This window comes from Akkermansia muciniphila, assembly GCF_030848305.1.
Classification (GTDB): domain Bacteria; phylum Verrucomicrobiota; class Verrucomicrobiia; order Verrucomicrobiales; family Akkermansiaceae; genus Akkermansia; species Akkermansia muciniphila_A.
The window spans coordinates 413,628-433,803 of sequence record NZ_CP114598.1; the positions used below are offsets into that span (position 1 = coordinate 413,628).

Below are 20,176 nucleotides of genomic sequence, written 5' to 3' on the forward strand. Positions count from 1 at the left end.
GATTCATGAAGACACGCTCCTTCCTGCTGGCGGCGCTTGCGCTCGCCTTTCTTCCCGCCTTCGCGCAACAGTCCTTTCCGGGCTCCCCTTCCCCTGCCTGGATTCAGGAATTCAATAAACTGCCGGAAACAACCAGGAAAAGCTATATAGACCAATTCCGCAAAGCGGAACAGCTCTTTGCCAAAAAAAGGATCATGGAATGTCTTTTTTCCCTCATGGAACTGGAAAAACTTTATACCGGGAATCCGGGCTTATACAACCTCCGCGGCGCCTGCTACATTGAAATCCGCAATATCGAAAAGGCCCTGGAAAATTTTGAAAGAGCCCAGCAACTGGATCCCTTCAACCTCACCATCCGGTTCAACCTGGCGGAAGCGCATTACGTCAATCACGACTATTCCAAAGCGTTGAAAGCTTTTACGGAACTCCTTCCCTCCTTCAAGGACAATTCCGGCATGACGCCCCTGCTGCAATTCAAGCGTTATATCTGCGCCCGAAAACTGGATAACCAGCCGCTTGCCGCGGAACTGGAAAAGCTGTACGGCCCGATGGATGATACGCCATACTACTATTGCACCCAGGCCATCCTCAAACTGATGGAAGGGGACAAGGAGGCTGCCCAGGAACAGCTCCTTTCCGCCATCCGCATCCACGGAGGCACCAGCGCCATCCAGGCCTTTACGGACGCTATGACGGAAGCCGGCATCCTTCCCTCCCCCTACGGGCAGACCGTCCCCACCGAACAGCCGGTAAAAACCGGACTGGAAAAACGCCGTTAATGAACGCGGAAGCGACGGTCCTGAAGCTCTACCCCCTGGGAGAAAACGGCCTGATTGCCGTCTGGTGCACGGAGGAAGGCCTTATCAGAACGGCGGCAAAAAGCGCCAGAAAACCTAGCAGTCCCTTTGCCGGGCGTCTGGACATTTTCTATCAGTGCCGCATGCAGTGGACGCAGGCAAAAAAAGGGGATCTGCACACCCTGACCTCCGCAGATCTGCTTTCGCCGCGCCTGGCCCTCCGGAAAAATTACCTCCGGCTCAGTGCGGCGGGCTATTTCGCGCGCCTGTTTCTCCAAATGCTGGAACCGGACACGCCCATCCCGGAATTTTACGACTTGCTGCAGAGGGCCTACACCTATCTGGAAAACAATGACCCTACGCTCCGCGCCGTCCTGCACTTCGAACAGGAACTCGCCCGGCTGCATGGAATAGCCCACCCAGGCATCCCGGCGCACGTCATTCTGAAATCCCACTTCGGCAAGCTTCCCCCGCAGCGGGAAAAACTGCTCGGAAACCTGGAACAAAAAGAAAGCTGAGCAACATGCCTATCCCGCTTTCATTTGCAGCAAAGGAAGTTCCCCTCCCCGCTCACCAAGCCCTTCCTCCGGGACGGGATGTGCATTGTTCCGTGCGCGAGATTGACTTGTCCGCAGCCTTCAGGCACAATATCAGGCACGGTTTTACTGCATGAAGATCCTTGACAGATACATTGCCCGCCAGCTGCTTGGTGTCACGGCCCTGGGGGTAATGGCCCTGAGCGCCCTGCTCCTTCTGGGCAACCTGTTCAAGGAACTGCGCCCCCTCCTGGTGGAGAACAAGGCCCCCATCAGCATCGTTCTGGAATTCATCTTCCAGGTCATCCCCTTTTCCCTGATGTTCTCCATTCCGTGGGGGTTCCTGACGGCCGTTCTTCTGGTGTACGGCCGTCTGGCCTCGGACAACGAACTCACCTCCATGCGCATGTCCGGCATGAGCCTGTGGCGTCTGAGCGCTCCTGCCATCGCCATCGGCATTGCCCTTTCCGGCCTTTGCTACTGGATTAACATAGACATCGCACCGCGTGCCAAGCAATCCATTTCCGAGCTGCTCATCAAAGCCGCTTCCATCAACCCGAAAGGGCTTCTCAATGAAGGCCAGGCCATTACCAAATTCGACAACCTGGAAATCTACATCGACAAACGCGTGGATGACGTCATCCACGGCATGCACATTTACCAGAAAGCGGACGAAAAATCTCCGGCCGTGGCCATGCACTCGGAACGCGTAACCATGGATTTCTCTCCCGAGAAAAAAATCCTCACCCTGCACCTCATCAATCCCCTCATCACCACTCAGGAAAAAGACTCCATCTCCCAAAGCGTGACCATGGACGAAATGCCTCTGAGCATCAATCTGGACAAATCCCGCTCCCGGCGCATCAAGGCCAACCGCTTCACCAACCGGGAAATCCGGGAAGCTCTGGACACGCCCGGCTATCTGGATAAAAGACAGACTACGGAATTCGCCACGGAACTGCCCAGGCGCGCCTCCTTCTCCCTGGCCTGCATTGTCTTTGCCCTCATCGGCGTGCCGCTGGCCATCAATACCCGCAGAAAAGACACCTCCACGGGATTTGCCCTGGGCATCCTGATCGCCTCACTCTACTTTTTAGCCCTGATCTTTGCGGACTTGTCCCGTAAAAACGACACGATGCTCCCCTATATTCTGCTCTGGCTTCCCAACATCATCACGGTTGCCGTGGCGCTGCGCCTTCACAAACGGGCCACGCACAAGGGATAAGCCCCCGGCGGAAGTCCCTCCCGCTGGCGTGGAATTAGCTTTCACAGCATGGGAGCTTCGGATAGCATGTGTGCATGCAGCACGTCCCCACCATCGCCATCGTAGGCAGGCCCAATGTCGGGAAATCCGCCATCTTCAATAGAATGGCAGGCAGGCGCATCGCCATCGTGCATGATGAACCCGGCGTCACCCGCGACCGGCTCTCCGCCCCCTGCAGGATTACGGACCGCGCCTGTAAAATCATGGACACGGGCGGTATCGGCGCGCGCCTGAGCGACGGCTTTGCGGAACAGGTGGAGGCGGAGGCGGACATTGCCATAAAAACGGCGGACCTCATCCTCTTCGTGCTGGACTGCCGGGATCACCTTACCCCTATCGACCAGAGCATCGCGGACCACCTCCGTAAATCGGACATTCCCGTCATCCTCCTTCTTAACAAAGCCGACCATGAAAAACAGGATCTCAATCTGGGCGAATTTGCCGGACTGGGTTTTGACGACCATATCTTTCTCTCTGCCGCCCACGGCAGAGGCTTCTCCGAATTAGCCTCCCGACTGGACGGTTTTCTCAAGCAGAAAGGGGCTCCGCTTAAAGAAGAACTGGAGGAAAAACCGGAAAACGGAGAGGAAACGCCCCTTCCCATCAAGGTAGCCGTAGTAGGACGCCCCAACGCTGGCAAATCCTCTCTGGTCAACGCCATCCTCCAGGACAGGCGCACGATCGTCTCCAATGTGGCGGGCACCACCCGTGACGCCATTGACATCCCCTACCTGCACGACGGCCAGCCCTACGTGCTGATTGACACCGCCGGCATGCGTCCCCGCTCCCGTCGGGACACCTCCGTAGAAGTCTTCTCCGCCATGCGCAGTGAGAAAGCCATCCGCCGGGCGGATATCTGCCTGCTGGTTATTGACATCGCGGCGGGCATCACGCAACAGGACCGCCGCATTGCCGGCATCATTGCGGAAGAAGGAAAACCCTGTATCATCATCGTCAACAAATTCGACCTCTTCCATCCGAATGCCCCCCGCAAGGACCGCATGGCGGAAGTGGAGGAACAGGTGCGCAGGGAACTCTTCTTCATCAGCTACGCGCCTTTCATCGCCACCTCCGCCAAAAAAGCGGAAGGCGTGGAAATCATCTTCAAAGTCATCACGCGCATCCGCCGGGAATCCCATAACCTGCCCACTACCGGCCAGCTCAACCGCCTGATCCAGCTCGCCCAGCAGATGAACCCTCCCGGCTCCGCCAGCGGTTCCGCCAGAAGGCTGAAAATATATTACGCCACCACAGCGGTGGACCCCAAGTACAATACTATTCCCGTCCCGCGCTATGTTCTTTTCGTCAATGACAAAAGCCTGCTCACGGACAGCTATTCCCAGTACCTGCGCAACAAAATAAGGGAAGCCTACCCCGCTCCCGGCATTCCGGTCATCTTCTCCGCCCGTTCACGCGTGCGCAACGACTGATCATCCCTCCTTCTCCGCATGCTCTCCGTCAGGAACCTCAGCGCCTCCTTCCACACCAGGGCCGGCATTGTCCGGGCGGTAAGGAATGTGTCCTTTGATGTAGCTCCGGGGGAAACGCTTGGCATCGTGGGTGAATCCGGATCCGGAAAATCCGTCACCTGCTACTCCATGATGGGGCTCATTCCGATGCCTCCGGGCCGCATTGAAAGCGGTTCCGCCATGCTGGACGGCACGGATCTGCTCCGTTGCACGGAAAAGGAACTCCGCGCCATCCGCGGCAAACGCATTTCCATGATCTTCCAGGACCCCATGACCTCCCTCAACCCGTACCTGACCATCGGGGAGCAAGTGGCGGAACCCCTTATCATTCACGAAGGGGCCGGCAAAAAAGAAGCGCGGGCACGCGCGCTGGAACAGCTTGCCCTGGCAGGCATACCGGATGCGGAACAGCGCATGGACGCATACCCCCACCAATTCTCCGGCGGCATGCGCCAGCGCGTCATGATTGCCATGGCCCTCATCACCAGGCCGGAAATACTCATCGCGGATGAACCCACCACCGCCCTTGACGTCACTGTCCAGAAGCAGGTGCTGGATCTCATCAGAAAACTTCAGCAGGACATGGGCACCTCCGTCATCCTCATCACGCATGACCTCGGCGTGGTGCGCCAATACGCGGACCGCATCAACGTCATGTATGCAGGCCGCATTGTGGAAAGCGCCCCGGCGGAAGAACTTCTGGAACATCCCCGGCATGCCTACACCAGAGCCCTGATGAAATCTATTCCCGGACTGCATGCGAAAGGCGCACCCCTCTATACCATTCCCGGACTGCCACCCAACATGACTCAGGAGCCCTGCGGATGCAGCTTCCGCCCCAGAAACACCCTCGGAAACCCGGCGCTCTGCCTCACGGACCGGGAACCGGAGCTGGTGGAAATATCCCCGGGGCACTCAGTCCAGAACTGTCCGGGCTGTCTGGCTTAGTTTCCTTTCCTGTTTGCTCGCAGATAATGCTGCGCACAGGAAAATCCTTTTAACTGAATTGATTTCCGCACAATTCTTCCAGAATGCCGTAAAAACGGCCCACGTGCACTCCATCCACCAGCACATGGTTCGCCTGAATGGCTACGGGCATCATCATCCTGCCGGAAGCATCCGCCTCCATCTTCCCCCAATGAATGAGGGGAAAGTATTGATCCCGGAACACCCTGTAGGCGCTGGCCACCTGTGTGAATGAAATCCACGGCAAACAACTGAATACGGCAATATCCGCCCTGTGGCACGGATTCGCCTGGGCGGGAGCAAGTTTGGCCGCCTGGACAAGAGGAACGGCATGTTCCAGGAAATCAGCCAGCTCCATTCGGTATTCCACTAAAATCTGAGTGAATTCTCCATCCGCTGCCAGCACCGGAACTAGGGCATTCACGGACTCATACTCCCACACCTCCCCTTCTTCCACCCGCTGGCGCAGCTGGGGCACCCTGTTCAACGCCTTCAACAGCACAAACAGGCACAGAATGAAAAAGGAAATCCCCTCCTGTTTCGCATAACGGTACAGGGCATCCACCCGGACCGGAGACGTAATGGAAAACGAAGGGCAGTCAAACGTCCGGAAATACTCATAATGGGACCTTCGAGGCCAGGAAGCGATTTCTATTTTCTTTTTCATGCACTTATTTTCTATTCAGGGAAGGCTTCCCCGTACACGTTTTCGCGTTGTTGCTCCGGCAGCAAAAAAACAGGACAGAAGCAGTCAAAGCAACAATATTCCCCGCCTCTCCCGGAAATTCCAGCCCGGCTGTTCCCAGCGCCAACGCATTGATTAATGCCTTTATTTATCCAATCATCAACTATGTTGCAATAAAGAACATCCTGAATGCTTCTACCCCTCGCGAACGGAAAGCAAATCCGTCACGGACGCATGCTTCATGCGCCACGCAGGCAGAAGACACGCCAGTGAGGAGAGGACAAACACCAGAAGCACAGCACAGGCCAGATGCGCCCAGGGCATCGTAACAGGAGGAGTAACGATGCCGAAGTGGTAACCGTATTCCAGAATCTGAATGGAGCACCAGGCGCCAAGCACTCCCAGCGCAAGACTCATGACAACGGCGCACAGGGAAACCATCAGCGTCTCCGCCCAGAGCATCCGCATCACCATGCCGCCCGGCACGCCCACCGCACGCATCAATCCGAATTCCCGGCGGCGGGACTGAACGGACGCCAGCACGGTATTGAGCACGGCCAGAACGGCGATCACCATGATGATGATAGGAAGCTTGCTCATTGTAAAAATCACATCATCCCCGCGGCTGGTAACACTCCCCCCCAGGCTTTCCCTGGTCAGGGCTTTCACCAGAGGCCTGGCTCCTTCCCCTCCGTTCTCCTGCTGCCTCACCTTCATCAGGGCATATTCTCCCAGGTCGTTCTGAAGTTCCACGTTGCTAATCCCCGGAGCGGTATCCCCCCAGATGAACTGGAATCCCTGATGCGCGTATTCCTCTTTGAGCCAGCGTTCATCGGCAATCGCCAAAGCAGCGACAAAGCCTCCCCGGCGGACGCGCATTCCGCTGGTTTTGGTCAACCAGTGCCAGCCGGGGAAGGAAACTACTCCCGCCACTTTCCAGGGTTCTCCCCGCACGGCGGCCCCCCTGCCCCGGCCGCGAATACCGGAAGGAGACTCATTTCCGGGACGGCGTTCCCGGGAAGACGGATTAACCAGCATCAAGTCATCCCCGACCTTCAACCCCACCGCCCGCGCGAACGTGTCCGGAATCAGGAGAGAACGGGTGGATTCCAGCATAGCATAAGCCTCCTGCGGATTTCCGGAAACAAACACGGGGTTGAACAGCGGATGGCTCCCCCCGGTCATCTCCTCCACGGGAATGCCGGCCAACACGATGGAACGGTTGCGCATCCCGGAAAAACCGGGGGTCTTCATCTGTGCCGGAGCAATATCCGGTTCATCCACGTAGATGGGATACATTCGGGAATTCCGCAGGCTGGGGCGCGTCATCAGCTCCGGAACGTCCGCGGATTTGAACTCCGTATGCAGGAAAGAAACCAGGGTTCCGGGCGTCGACGTATCAGGAGAAAAGGGAACCAGCATGGAATAGCCCCATGTCTGCACCCCCACAAAAAGAGACAGGCCCACAGACATGGATACGGCAGTTCCCACGGAACGGCTGAGGTTGCGGCTGAGCTGCATGTTCAGGAAAGAATGCGGAACGCGCAGCAGAAATCCGGTAATCCATGCCCCGGCCCACTCCGTCACGCGCACGAAGGAGGGGGCCAGAAACAGCGCACCGGCTACCAGGCCGGGGTAACCCAGCCAGAAAAATATCCATTTGCGCGTTTCTGCCTCCAGACCCGGCAACAGCAGGGCCGCAGGCTGAAGACATACGCATGCGAGACCCGCCGCGACAGACCACACAGGAACACGGCTCACCTTCCCGATGAATCCGGAGGAAGGAACGGCCGCTTCCAGCGGAGACTGGCGGGAAGCGCGCCACGCAGGAATGATGGAAGCCAGCAAGGCCCCGCCCACAGCGCATACGGCGGCGGTTAATACGGTGGACCAGGCCATCACGGGGGCAGAAGCAGAGCCTTCCTCCAGCAGGTACACCAGGAAAAAACCGGCGCCCAGCCCTCCCAGCAATGCCGGAATGCACAGAAAAATCCCCTCTCCTGCAATCAGCAAAGCAATTTGCATGCGCCCCAGCCCCAGAGCGCGCATCAGGGCCAGCCTGCGGGCACGTTCGCTGACGCCGATGCTCAACGTCGTAAAAATGATGAAAATGCAGGAGAACAGGACAAGCCAGACGGACATTTCCGCGCTATCCTTCTGTGAACGGACGGAACGGTCGCTGGAAAGCCGCCGGATGATGGAATCCGTATCCGCCACCGCAGCGGCGGCCTGGACCAGCTCCTGCCGGAAACTTTCCGCAAATTCCTTTTTGTCCACTCCTTCCTTGAGCTGAACGTAAATCAAATTAGGGACAAAAGGCTGTCCCGTAATTTTCTCGCATACCTTCACGGGCACAAAAAGGGAGGAGAAAGCCGGGCCGGACATGCCGCCCGGCCCCATGATGACGCCGGGAGTGGCCTTGGCCTGCTTGACGATGCCCACAATCTTGACGTCGTACACATGCGTTCCCACGCGCACGTTCATGACGGTTCCCACTCCCGCGCTGAAATATTTGGCGCTTCCGCTGCCCAGCACCCCCTCCATGGCTGAGGAGGAAGCCATATCCGGCCAAACTCCCTCCTTCAATTCATAAGGGCACTCCACAGCATGGTTTCCCACCAGGATGGGGCTCTGGGGAGGAATTCCCATGCGGTCGCGCGTCTGCTCGTCAAAGCTGCCCCGCTCATTTCCGCAGCCGATTTGGAGGCGCGGCACCTGGCACGCGGTGTTCACCGTTTCCACAAGGGGAGAGGCGGCCAGACGGGCGGGCAGCTCCTGGTCACGGAACTGCGGGTACTGTCCGGGAGGAAGGGGCCCTTTGGGAGGCTCCGGCACCAGGCAGAGGTCATAATTCCCCATATAGGCCTCCGCATCATTATCAAACTCCCTGACCAGCGTATCATAGCTCCCCATCATCCATACAATGAGGCTGACGGAGACAAGGATGGCGAACACGCTGACAGCCATCCGGCCGGGGCTGGCAAGCAAATCTCTCCAAATCAGTTTGACCAGCAACCTCATAAGGCATCATTCAGTGTACGTTCATAGAAGGAGGACAATTCCGCAGGACCGGCAAATTCCGCTGTGGACCTGTCGTCCACAATGCTGCCGTCCTTGAGCACGATTACACGATCCGCCCACATGGCTACGTCCGGCGCATGCGTCACCAGGACAAAAGCACAACCTTGCGCACGATGCAAATCCCGGAACAAATCACCCATAAGACGGGTATTTTCAGAATCCAGGTTGCCCGTAGGCTCATCCGCCAGCACCAGAGCGGGACCGGAGACCAACGCACGGGCAATCGCCACACGCTGCTGCTCCCCGCCGCTGAGCGTATCCGGCATGGCATGCCGACGGTGAGACAGCCCAACCTTCTCAATCATGGCGTCCAGGGCGGAAGGAATCACCTTCCTGCCTCCCGCCAGGGACGGCAACAGAATGTTTTCCTCCACGTTCAAGGTGCCCACCAGGTTAAACATCTGGAAAATGAACCCTACACGGTCCCGCCGGTACACCGTCAGGGAGGCATCCGACATGGAACCGAGATCCATCCCATCCACCGTCACCGTGCCGGAATCCGGAGCCAGCAGCCCTCCCAGCACGTTCAGCAGAGTACTTTTTCCGGATCCGCTTGCGCCCATCACGGCAACGAACTCTCCCCGGTTCACGGTAAGGCTGATATCTTTCAGCACAGTTATATTCCCGGAACCGGATTTGAAACCGCGCTTGAGATGGCTGACGGAAATGACGGGGGAACTCATGGCGGAAACGCAAGGTTAAAACGTGGTCTTCAGGCCTACTTCAAACGTGCGCGGCTCTCCCACCGTGCACTGCACGGCATGGCGGGTGGACTGCACGTACTTTTTATCGAAGATATTATACACAGCCAGCCTCAGCGTGGCATCTTTCAGCCATTTGGATTCCGGCAGGGGGATTTCCACCGTAAAGTCGAATACGCTATAGGAGGGGATGGTGTAGTTGTCCGCAATTTTTGCGCCTCGGAACGTAGCGTAGTAGGAATCCTTGCAGCGGTAGCCCAGGCCCAGCACCGTACCGTTCAGCAATCCTCCGTCAATGCGGTACTTCTGCCAGAGGGCCAGAGCATTCGGAGCAATCGTGGGATACACTTCCCCGGTGGTCCGGTTCTTGGTGCGGGTGTAGGTGTAGGAAAGATAGGAACTCCAATTCCTGGTTATTTCCCCGTTCAGGGAAAGTTCCACGCCTTCCGCCCTCTTGGAGCCGTCCGAATAGTACCGGTTGGTATATCCGTCTATGGCGACAGGCGTATTATTCTGGATGATGTCAAACCAGGAAGCGGAAAACCACACCTTATCAACCGGGCTGACCCGGAAACCGAATTCCATCTGGTCCGTACGCCAGGAATCGGTCAATTCCTTCCCGTTTTCATCCAGATACCCGAAGTTGGGGGCGGACGTACGGGCTGCGTTGGCGAACAATGCTACGCGTTCGCCGAACATGCGGGTAATTCCGAAGCGGGGGCTCCACGCAAACGCATAATTATTGTCCAGGCTGAAATGAGCGTCACCGCGCACGCCGGCCAGAAAACGCCACTGTCCATAGCTGAGAACATCCTGCAGCAGAAAGCCCGCCCTCTGCACCACGGTATCCGTCGCATTAGCGCCGGAATAATCGCGTCCTGCCGGGAAAAAAGGAGGAGGATTGTACAGGGGAAAATAGCCGTTCGTGTTCGCGGTAGCATTAGTCACCAGGCTGGAACCGTCCCCATAAACGCTGCTGCCCGTGTAAGAAATGCCCATCAGGGCTTCATGCTTCACCTGCCCGGTCTTAAATTCCGCCAGTGCGTTGGAATAAAAATTCCAGTTGATATTCCACTCGTCGCTCCAGGCGGCTTCATATTTGGCCTTTCCGGAAGCAATCATCTGGTTGTAATAATCCGCCGTGCTGGTTCCTCTCCCTGCGGAAGAGGAAATGCCCCAGACATTATAATCCACGTCGCTGTACCCAATACCGCCGCCAATGCGGATCGTCCATATCTTTTCCAGCTTGCGTTCGAAATCCAGCATCGCCAGCAGGGATTTGGAATTGAGTCTTCCGCTCGGAGAACCGTACCAGGCGTCATACGGCCCCACAAAATGGCCGCCCAGCACAGGAATGCCCATCGTCGTCGGGGAATTCTGATACTGGAAACTGGTCGTCAGCACCGTCTTGGTGCGGGAATCATGCTGCCAGCGGAAAATGGGGGAGACCGTGTACTTCTGGCCTCCGTTGGCGCCGTTGCTCAGCCAGAACGGGCGTTCATACTCGGCGGCTACCACCGTGCGCAGGGCAAATCCATTCGTTTCATCCCCCCTGTACCGGGTATCGTCAATCGTTGCGCGGTATTTCTGCCCGTGGTGGGAAAGGCGGGCGTAGGCCGTCAACTCCGTCCGTTCCAGGAAATCAGGCTCCTTCAGAATCAGGTTGATGGAACCGCCGGCGCCGTATGCCCCAAGCGTACTGGTCTGGCCGCCGGAAATGGAACCGATGGGGCCTTTGACAATCTCAATATTTTCTATCAGGGACGTATCCATGCCGTACCCCATGCCCCGCGGAAGAGGCATGTTGCCGAGCTGGACATCACTGCCGGCAAAGCCGCGGATCGTGTACTGGTCCGCCGTACGGGATAAAAGCATGTCTCCGCCCGTATTGACGGAAGAATCCATACGCAGCGCTTCCACCAGGGAATCGGACCCTTTGGAATCCATCAGATCCCTCGTAATGACGTTTACCGTTTGCGGAACTTCCTCCGTCTTCATATTCGTAAGAGTGGCGGAACTGACCGTTTCCGCCCGCAGGGACCTGGAACGGATGGTCATCACGCGTTCCGGCATTTCCTGCACGCCTTCCTCTGCTGCGGCAGGCTGTGTCTCGGCATAGGCAGACTGTCCGAGAACAAGCAGGCTGCCAATGGCGGCGGCACGGTGCAAGCCGCGCCCCTGGCGGCAATGGCGGGGGATATTCATGTTGGAAAAACGCATGGCGTCAAGTATAGGACGGAACAAAGGGCCGTCCATTCCCGATTGTTAACAATTTGATAACAGACCGTTCCTTTTCCTTCAGGCAAAAGCGTATCTGGCGGCAGAACGGCCATGCCCTTTCACAAGCCCAACGCCTGCGCCCGGCTCTCCGCCGCGGCCTTCAGCCATTCCCGCAATGCTTCCTTATCCCCTGCGGCCAGCCAATTCCTCACTTGCCCCAGCTGGGCCAGGGCTTCATCCAGACGCTCCAGAACAGCAGGGGAATTTTCCGCCAGAATTTCCGCCCACATGGACGGTTCCCCCATGGAAACGCGGGTGGTGTCGCGGAAACCTCCGGCGGATACCAGCCCCAGCAGCTTCGCATCCCCTCCATCCAGGGCGCTGTGGACGCACAAGGCGGACAAAGCATGAGGTATGTGGGAAATGCGCGCTACGGAAGAATCATGATCCGCCGCTTTCATCCGGATGCAGTGGCAGCCCACACGCTCCCAGAACCGCTGGAGCAACAGCAGCACATCTTCATGCACATGCTCGTCATTCGTCAGGATGCAGGTAGCATCCCGGAAGAGCTCTCCGGAAGCATGCTCCATACCCTGCTTTTCGGAACCGGCCATAGGATGGGAGCCGATAAACGCCACGCCGGCTTTCGCCAGCACGGACCCAACGGCCTGGTGCACACACCCCTTCACGGAACCCACATCCGTTACCAGAACTCCCGGCTTCAATAAAGGAAGCATGTCGGAAACAAGGCGGGGCATCACGCCAACCGGGGTAGCCAGCACAATCAAATCCGCCCCTTCCACCACCTCTTCCATCCGGGTGGAAGCAACATGGGCGGCTCCGGAAGAACGGGCATATTCCAATGGTTCTTCCCTTCTGCCCCACAAACGCACATGGACATGCGGCAACTGCTTCCTGACGGCCAGCGCCAGTGACCCGCCCAGAAGGCCAGGGCCGAGAATGGCGACGGAGGAGAAGAAAAACTGCTTTCGGGAATATTCTCTCATGGACTTACAGGGGAATACATCAGCGCCCCGGAACATCGGCATGTTCAGGGGCGCGGCATGATCTCGCTGCGGCGGCCGCATCAGGGCACGCGGAACTTCTTAATCTCGTTGGGGAAGTTGGTGTCCCGCAACACCGTCCCGGAGGGATACGGCTTATTGGTGCTCCTGTTCAAAATCTTGATCTTCTTGGTGCGGTCATACGGGCTGACCACCACCGTGGGATCCGCCGTAGGCCACGCCACCGGTACGGAAGAAGAAGCGGAAGGTTCCACAGGCCTGGGGGCGGCAATGCCGGAACCGGCGGAGCCACCCACGGGATTCGGAACGACGGGAGCCGGAGGCGTGATATTGTTGGCCCCTCCCACCATATTGCTGATGGTCCCGGAATTAGTGCGGGCGGGGTCCGGGTTAAAACCGGAATTCTGCCCGGCCATCGGGTCCAGAGAATTTTCACGCTGGATATCATTCAACAGGCTATCGCCCTGGGCGCCCATAGCGCCGGACGGATAGACATTTTCCGTAGGATAAATGCCGATGGGACGTTCATTCACGCGCTCCGTTTCACAGGAAGGCAGAAGAATCGCACCTGCGGCCAGCAACACGCCTATCGTCGGGGAAGTATTCATATAATCTCTCTTCGGGTGATAGCTTTCTGCCAGCATCCTACGGCCCCGCAACCTCATGTCAACCATAAAGCCTGTTTGCCGAACCTCTTCATGACAAGGAATCTCCGGCTTCCGCTCCCGCACGCGGGCAAAGCTGCCCGGACATGCCGCGCCAGCCTCCGGGCCATCCCCTGCCCGCCCCTTTCAAAAAACCGGAAAAAACGGTTCCCCCTCCTCCCGGGAACGCGCCTGTACGGGAACAGATTATCCTTCCCTACACCCCATGATCTGCTACAATCCGCCCCACATGGATGACGTACAGACATCTAAGAAAAAAATGCCCTCAAAAAAGGAATGGAGGGGTTTTTATTCCCTGATTCTCATTCAAGCCCAGAACGCTTTCAATGAAAAAGCCGCCCAGTTCCTGCTGATTCCGCTGGGCGTCTGGCTGGCTTCCACCAACGCCGCATACGGGCCGGACTCCTGGGTCAACTCCCTCCAGTACATTCTAGCCTGCATCTTCGTTCTGCCCTACATCCTGTTCTCCCCTTTCGTCGGATGGCTGGCGGACTGCTTCTGTAAGGCCCGCATCATTCAATTCATGTCTTTCCTCCAGATCCTGGTGCTGGGGGCCATGCTTCTGTGCTATAAATACGAAAACATTGAAATGGCCGTTTTCTGGTTTTGCGTCTTCTCCGTTCAGGCGACCATTCTGAGCCCGGCCAAAAAGGGAGTGGTCAAGGACATGGTAGGCTCCCGGCAGCTGGGCTACGCTTCAGGGCTGATGGAAATGAGCCTCATCCTGTCCATGCTGGCGGCCCAGATAGGCATCTTCGCCTGGTTCGACATCCTGCAAGTCTCCTCCAACGACGGCTGGGAAGCGGCCGCTTTTCCCACATTCATCCTCACCTGCATCGCCGTTCCCGTAGCCATTGCGTCCCTTTACCTCCCGCGGTATCCGGCCAACCAGACCAGGAAATTCGAATGGAAGCTCTTTTACGAACATTTCGTGCAGCTTAAATACCTCTGGAGCCAGCGGGACTTGAGGCTCAGTGAAATCGGCGTTTCCTACTTCTGGTTCCTGGCCGGGGCCCTGATGCTCATCTCCCTCCAAATCGCCCAGGAACACCCCATTGACGGCACCGGATTCAGCATGTCCGCGGCCATTCTCATGGCATGGCTCAGCGGCGGCACGGTGGTAGGCGGCGTCATCGCCTCCATCATCTGCCGTAAAAAGATTGAACTGGGGCTCATTCCCCTGGGCGCGATCGGCTTCACTATCGGGTGCATATTCATGTCCTTCTTCGCTCCCGGCTCCCTTCCCAGCAACATCGGGTTCGGCATCACCGGGGCTTTCGCCGCCGCGTACCTGGTGCCGTTAAACGCCCACCTTCAGGACAACTGCGACCCCTCCAACCGCAGCACCGTCATCGCCGCCGGCAACCTGATGGACTGCCTGATGGGGCTGGTGGCCGTCGGCTTCCAGCTCATGCTCAGGAATATCTTCTCCATCCAGAACCAATTCTGGGTGCTGGCCGCCCTGGGCGTGGTCATCACCATTGTGGCATTCCGGCTTATTCCCCGTGAATTCATCCGCATGATGGGCCTCTGGATCATGAGGATTGTCTACCGCTCCCGCATCATCCACCAGGACCGCATTCCGGAAGACGGCGGGGCCGTCATCGTCTCCAACCATGTCACCTACGGGGATGCGCTGTTCCTTTCTCTCATCTGCCCGCGCCCCATACGGTTCATCGTGGCGGAGGAATTCGTAGCCATCCGCTGGCTCGGCTGGATTCTGGAACTCTTCAACTGCCTGCCCATTTCCTCCCGTAATCCGCGGGAATCCCTGTCCAAGGCCATTCAGGCCCTGAAGGCCGGAGAAGTCATCTGCATCTTCCCGGAAGGCCAGCTTACCCGCACGGGCACCCTTTGCGCCGCGCGGCGGGGGCTGGAAATGCTGGCGAAAAAATCGCGCTGCCCCATCGTGCCCATTTACATGGACGAACTATGGGGCAGCATCTTTTCCTACTCAGGCAACCGCTTCTTCTCCAAGGCGCCTCTCCGCGTTCCCTACCGTTTCACCGCCGCCATCGGAGAGCCCATTGAGCCTGACGCCGTCAATCCCCGCATGGTCATCAACACGCTGCGGGAGCTGTCCTCCACATGCCTGGAAATTGCGGCCAGCATCGGCAGGGATGCCATCCTGAACCATCTGGAGCGCATCGCCCACAAGCCGCTGGTCTTCTCTAAAAACGCGCGGCTCTCCGGGTATGAAATAGCGGAATGCCTGATGAACGACACCGTGGAAGCGGAGCATCCGGAACTCAGGAAATGGTTGTCCACCCTGCTGGACAGCACCCGCTCCCAAAGCCGCCTGTGCGACTTCTGGATGAACGCCCAGCAGCTGGAACGGGTGAACTCCCTCCAGCCCCGGGAACTTCTGCTCACCAGCGTAGGACGCGAAGAAGTCCACGAAACGGTGGCAGCCGTCCTCTGGCCCATCCTCACCAGCACTCCCGTTTACCTCATCAGCGACGGGGACCACAGCATGCCGGAAGGCATCAGGCAGATAGCCGGCTCCGATTTCCTGCGCCGCAGGCTCTACAGCCTGGTTCCGAAGACGCGCACGCCGTTTTATGACTTCAGCGGCTCGGGAGACCTGGTTCTTCCCAACATCGGCTGGCGGCCCTGCTTCGCCACGGACCGCGGCATTATCCTGGCCATGTCCATGAAGAGAAGCGTCTTCAAGCTGGATGACGGCACCGTGCAGCTCGGCATGCGGGCCAGGACAAGAGGGCGCCTCCTTCCCGGCTTTTACCTGAATCCCCCTCTTTCCAACGTCATCGCCGGGGCCACCCTCTCCACCCCTTATTCCCTGCCGCCCAACCTGTACCTGGACGAGTCGGGCTTCCTGGCGGAACTCCAGTCTTCCAACCATGAACAATAACTCCTCGTCAACCCGCCTTCCCATCCCGCAGTATGTAATGACGCTGGCGCACGCGGCAGCCCTGCGGTCGGAGGACCCGTACCGCAAGGTGGGAGCCGCCGCCCTGGATGCGGACAACCGCGTCATCGGCACCGCCTACAACGGACTGTATCCCGGATTCAAGGCTCAGGACACCTTCTGGGCCAGCCGGGAAGAACGCCAGAAATACATGCTGCATGCGGAAATCAACCTGTGCAGCCTGTTCCGGAGGGGGGAAGCCAAGGTGGTGGCATGCACCACAATGCCCTGTACCTCCTGCATGCAGGCGCTGTGCGCCCACGGCGTAAAGACCATTTATTACTGTGAGCCTTATGATAAATCCGAAGCCCCTGCCATCGCCAGCCTTTACGGTGTGAAACTGATCCAGGTTACGGACTATCCGCTCAGCCGACACTTCCCCCTTGTCCTGGACAACTGATCCCCGGAAAATCAATCCCGGTGCACGCGGCATGTCCAACCGGCCATGGACCGGGGAACGCCGTCAATGGCCGGGTCCAGATCAAGCCCGGTTTCCGTAATGGTGCCGGAAGTAATGACGCCCGCATTCCGCCCGGCGTCGTCAAAGGCAATGTTCACATCCTCCATATCGCAGAAGGAGAGGCTGTTGGATTCGTGCCTGATATTCAAGACGCCGCTGTTTTCGCTGCCGGAAAACCGGTACGTATATCTTTCATGATCATAGATGGCAACGATGGAGGAGCCATCCATTTTGACGACCTTCGCGTCCCATCCGCTGAACTGGAGCTGGAATAAGATGCTCCCTCCCTCAAACAGGCTTACCTGTTGTCCGCTCAAAGAAGTATTCCCGTCGTCTCCGGATTTCCCCGAACCTCCGCCGCATCCGGACAACAATCCGCACACCGTCACAGGAATCATCAACAAGACAGGGAACAACTTTTTCATCCCCGGAAAAATGCACAACATAAAAATATAAGTCAAGCGCACTCAACTATTATTTCATTTTTCCAACATTTTTTAACATCATAAAAAAACCGCCTGTTTTCACAGGCGGTCTCAAGAAAATACGGAAGCTGTCAGCCAACCCATTTCCAGGTAATGGGTATTTCAATATCAGGGTGCAGGCTGTGCTTGACCGGACAGCTCAGAGCTGCCTGTTCCAGCAGATTCCTGTCCGGACAATCGGACGGAAGCGGAACGGTAATGACGACTTCCAGCTTGCCGATACGGCGGGGATCCGCATTCATGTGTTTGGCCACTTCCACCGTCATTCCTTCCAGATGGATTCCCTTACGCCCGGCAACAATACCCATGATCGTGCTCATGCAGCCGGCAAGCGCCGCGCCTACCAGGTCCGTGGGAGAAAAAGACTCGCCCTTGCCGTTATTGTCCACGGGGGCATCCGTGGAAAGCGTGGCCCCGGAAGGTTCATGAACCATGGAACAATGGAGGCCGCCCTCGTACGTCGTTTTAGTTTTTACCATGGCCTTATTTTATACAAGGCTCCCCGCCATGCAACACACAAACATTGAATCCCCCCGTTCTTTATGGTAACCGCCTTTGTTATGAGAAACTTTTTGAAAACAGCCGCCGGCTGCCTGGGCATAATCGCCGGGTGTTTCAGCACGGGGGCGGCCCAGGACTTCGGCGGCATGAGCTTTGGAGAGGCGGGGGACTTTGGCCCTCCCCGGACATCCGGTTCCTCCAAGGCCACAGTCACCTCCTATGGAGAAGCTCCCTTCGTCATCGTGACGGAGCTGGAGCTGCCGGACCACTGGCACGTTTACTACAAAAATCCGGGAACCGTGGGCCTTCCCATGGAAGCCGCCTTCCAGCCTGTGTCCGGTTTCCGGGTGGAAGGCCCCTTCTGGCAAGTTCCGGAACTGGGGAAAGGGCTTGTGGATTTTTACGGATACAGCGGAAAGGCTAAAATGGCGTTCCGGGTAACTCCGGAAAAGGACGCTCCCCCGGAAGCGACGTTCACCACCACCATGACGTGGCAGATGTGCGCGGAACAGTGCGCCGCCCCGGAAACCAGAAACTTCAGCGTCACGCTGAAGCGCGGAGACGGGCAGACAGCCCCTGACGCGGCGGAATTGACCGGGAACATGGCAGGGCTTGCCGCCCCCGACTGGGCGGAAGGGCTGAAAGCCCGGATTTCCCAGGAAGGGAAAACCGTCACCCTGCACCTCAGGACAAACGGACGCCCCGTTCCGCAGGATTCCGTCTATTTTTTCTGCAATCAGGGGGAAATCAACCCTACCACTCCCCAAACCTTCAAAAAACTGGATGACTCCAATTATGAGCTGTCCATGCAATTCAATGACACCACGGACGGCCTTTACCCCAACAACCTGCCGGACGCGGACAAGGGGAAACCGCTGACCAGCCTTTCCGGCATCCTGCGCGCCGGCAGGGAAGGCATCATCATCACCGCGGACGACCGCCCCTTCTCCGGGGAATCCCAGGCAACAGCCGCCGGAACGGAATCCGCCCCGGAACCTTCCGCCTCCATCCCCGCGCCTCCGCTGATGGGCCTGGGGGAAATCATGTTCTTCATGTTCATCGGCGGCATCATCCTCAATGTCATGCCGTGTGTCTTCCCGGTAATCGGTCTCAAGATTATGGGATTCGTTCAGCTGGGAGGGGGGGAACGGAAAAAAGTACTGGCCCACTCCCTTACCTTCGTACTGGGCATCCTGATTTCTTTCTGGATCATTACTGCCATTCTGATTGCGCTGAAAGCGAACATGTTTGACTGGAGCGCCCCAGCCGGCCCCGGCATATTCAGCGGAGACTTCTGGCTGGGCCGCGGCGCGGAGGGCATCGTCAACTGGGCGTTCTGGTTTGAAAACCCCTGGGTGAATTTCTGCCTGCTGGGCCTGATGCTCGCCATGGGGCTGAGCATGTTCGGCGTCTTTGAAATAGGCGTCAAAGCTACGACCATGGGCAACGACCTCCAGCGCCGGAAAGGTTATGCCGGCTCCTTCTGGTCCGGCGCCCTGGCTACGGTCATCTCCACCCCGTGCAGCGCTCCGTTCCTGGGCCAGGCTATCGGCGCGGCCATGCTCCAGCCGCCGCTGGGCATCGTGCTCTGCCTGACCATGATGGGGCTTGGAATGTCCCTTCCCTACATCATTCTGGGCGCCTTTCCCGTCCTGACCAAATACCTGCCCAAACCCGGCGCATGGATGGAATCCTTCAAGCAGGCCATGTCCTTCCTGATGTTCGGCACCGCCGCCTACTTCCTCTGGATTTACATGGCATTCTTTGATGCTGACAACCATCCCCAGGACATCCTGTTCCTCTTCTTCGGGCTGGTGCTGTTTTCCCTGGCCTTTTGGGTATACGGCAGATGGTGCCCCATGTACCGCAGCAGAAAGTCCCGCATCACGGGAGGCATCTTCTCCGTAATCTTCCTGCTGGCCGGCTTGTACTACATGCTTCCGCCGGAAGGAGCCGCCTGGTTCGGCCGCGGTTCCGCTCCCGGGGCGGCGGAGTCCTCCGCTGCCGCAGCACCCTCCCTCCAGGAGGAAGGAAACATCTGGACGCCCTGGAGCCCGGAAGCCATGCAGGCCGCCCTGGACGGAGGGAAACCCGTTTATGTGGACTTCACGGCCCGCTGGTGCTCCACCTGCCAGGTCAACAAGGCCTCCTATACGGATGAAGTGCTGGCCGCTTTCAAAAAATATGGCATCGTCATGATGAAGGCGGACAAGACCCGCACGAGCCCCGCCATTGACCAGGAACTTAAAAACCTGGGGCGCACGGCCGTTCCCGTCAATGCCCTGTATCTTCCCGGCAGAAAACCCGTCGTCACCAGGGAACTCCTGTCCCCGGCCTACCTGCTGGAATTCCTGGAAAAGGAAATGAACCGCTAGAATATCCTGTTATACGG

At 57.9% G+C, this 20,176-nt stretch carries 16 protein-coding genes; 8 read left to right on the plus strand and 8 right to left on the minus strand.

Annotation, left to right across the window (positions count from 1 at the left end; genetic code table 11):
- The first annotated feature begins 5 nt into the window (after positions 1-5).
- From O4G22_RS01915 to O4G22_RS01935, 5 genes are all read left to right on the plus strand, one after another.
- Entirely contained in the window at positions 6-779 is a 774-nt protein-coding gene (locus O4G22_RS01915; protein WP_306702014.1) for a tetratricopeptide repeat protein, read from the plus strand.
- Positions 779-1,315, plus strand: coding sequence for a DNA repair protein RecO (gene recO, locus O4G22_RS01920; RefSeq protein WP_306702015.1), 537 nt, complete (start codon positions 779-781; stop codon positions 1,313-1,315). The genes O4G22_RS01915 and recO overlap by 1 nt, the downstream gene beginning before the upstream one ends.
- 151 nt (positions 1,316-1,466) lie before the next feature.
- Complete coding sequence (locus O4G22_RS01925) at positions 1,467-2,558, plus strand: LptF/LptG family permease (protein WP_290488465.1); 1,092 nt, start codon at positions 1,467-1,469, stop codon at positions 2,556-2,558.
- Positions 2,559-2,632: 74 nt separating this feature from the next.
- Positions 2,633-4,027, plus strand: coding sequence for a ribosome biogenesis GTPase Der (gene der / locus O4G22_RS01930; RefSeq protein ID WP_300770592.1), 1,395 nt, complete (start codon positions 2,633-2,635; stop codon positions 4,025-4,027).
- 18 nt (positions 4,028-4,045) lie between these two features.
- A complete protein-coding gene (locus O4G22_RS01935) occupies positions 4,046-5,014 on the plus strand; it encodes an ABC transporter ATP-binding protein (protein WP_094137476.1) in 969 nt (322 codons plus the stop codon).
- Between the two features lie 49 nt (positions 5,015-5,063).
- Here O4G22_RS01935 and O4G22_RS01940 read toward each other — a convergent pair whose 3' ends face one another.
- The 6 genes from O4G22_RS01940 to O4G22_RS01965 form a co-directional block, all read right to left on the minus strand.
- Complete coding sequence (locus tag O4G22_RS01940) at positions 5,064-5,699, minus strand: CatA-like O-acetyltransferase (protein ID WP_306702016.1); 636 nt, start codon at positions 5,697-5,699, stop codon at positions 5,064-5,066.
- A gap of 213 nt (positions 5,700-5,912) precedes the next feature.
- On the minus strand, positions 5,913-8,738 hold the full coding sequence (locus tag O4G22_RS01945) for an ABC transporter permease (protein WP_306713914.1): 2,826 nt from the start codon (positions 8,736-8,738) through the stop codon (positions 5,913-5,915).
- Entirely contained in the window at positions 8,735-9,481 is a 747-nt protein-coding gene (locus O4G22_RS01950) for an ABC transporter ATP-binding protein (RefSeq protein ID WP_306702019.1), read from the minus strand. The genes O4G22_RS01945 and O4G22_RS01950 overlap by 4 nt, the downstream gene beginning before the upstream one ends.
- Before the next feature lie 15 nt (positions 9,482-9,496).
- On the minus strand, positions 9,497-11,719 hold the full coding sequence (locus O4G22_RS01955) for a TonB-dependent receptor (protein WP_306702020.1): 2,223 nt from the start codon (positions 11,717-11,719) through the stop codon (positions 9,497-9,499).
- A 119-nt stretch (positions 11,720-11,838) separates the two neighbouring features.
- Positions 11,839-12,726, minus strand: coding sequence for a prephenate dehydrogenase (locus tag O4G22_RS01960; RefSeq protein ID WP_306702021.1), 888 nt, complete (start codon positions 12,724-12,726; stop codon positions 11,839-11,841).
- An 80-nt stretch (positions 12,727-12,806) separates the two neighbouring features.
- Positions 12,807-13,352, minus strand: a complete 546-nt coding sequence (locus tag O4G22_RS01965) for a hypothetical protein (RefSeq protein WP_306702022.1) — start codon at positions 13,350-13,352, stop codon at positions 12,807-12,809.
- Positions 13,353-13,614: 262 nt separating this feature from the next.
- On the opposite strand from O4G22_RS01965, the gene O4G22_RS01970 reads away from it, so the two are divergent.
- On the plus strand, positions 13,615-16,281 hold the full coding sequence (locus O4G22_RS01970; protein ID WP_297667171.1) for an MFS transporter: 2,667 nt from the start codon (positions 13,615-13,617) through the stop codon (positions 16,279-16,281).
- Complete coding sequence (locus tag O4G22_RS01975; protein WP_295977684.1) at positions 16,271-16,738, plus strand: deoxycytidylate deaminase; 468 nt, start codon at positions 16,271-16,273, stop codon at positions 16,736-16,738. The genes O4G22_RS01970 and O4G22_RS01975 overlap by 11 nt, the downstream gene beginning before the upstream one ends.
- Before the next feature lie 11 nt (positions 16,739-16,749).
- Here O4G22_RS01975 and O4G22_RS01980 read toward each other — a convergent pair whose 3' ends face one another.
- Both O4G22_RS01980 and O4G22_RS01985 read right to left on the minus strand, forming a co-directional pair.
- On the minus strand, positions 16,750-17,223 hold the full coding sequence (locus O4G22_RS01980; protein WP_306702023.1) for a hypothetical protein: 474 nt from the start codon (positions 17,221-17,223) through the stop codon (positions 16,750-16,752).
- 131 nt (positions 17,224-17,354) lie between these two features.
- Positions 17,355-17,762 carry an OsmC family protein gene (locus tag O4G22_RS01985; RefSeq protein ID WP_215836338.1) on the minus strand — a complete coding sequence of 136 codons (408 nt, stop codon included), beginning with the start codon at positions 17,760-17,762 and terminating at the stop codon, positions 17,355-17,357.
- 81 nt (positions 17,763-17,843) lie between these two features.
- On the opposite strand from O4G22_RS01985, the gene O4G22_RS01990 reads away from it, so the two are divergent.
- Positions 17,844-20,159, plus strand: a complete 2,316-nt coding sequence (locus O4G22_RS01990; protein WP_306702024.1) for a protein-disulfide reductase DsbD family protein — start codon at positions 17,844-17,846, stop codon at positions 20,157-20,159.
- The last annotated feature ends 17 nt before the right edge of the window (positions 20,160-20,176 follow it).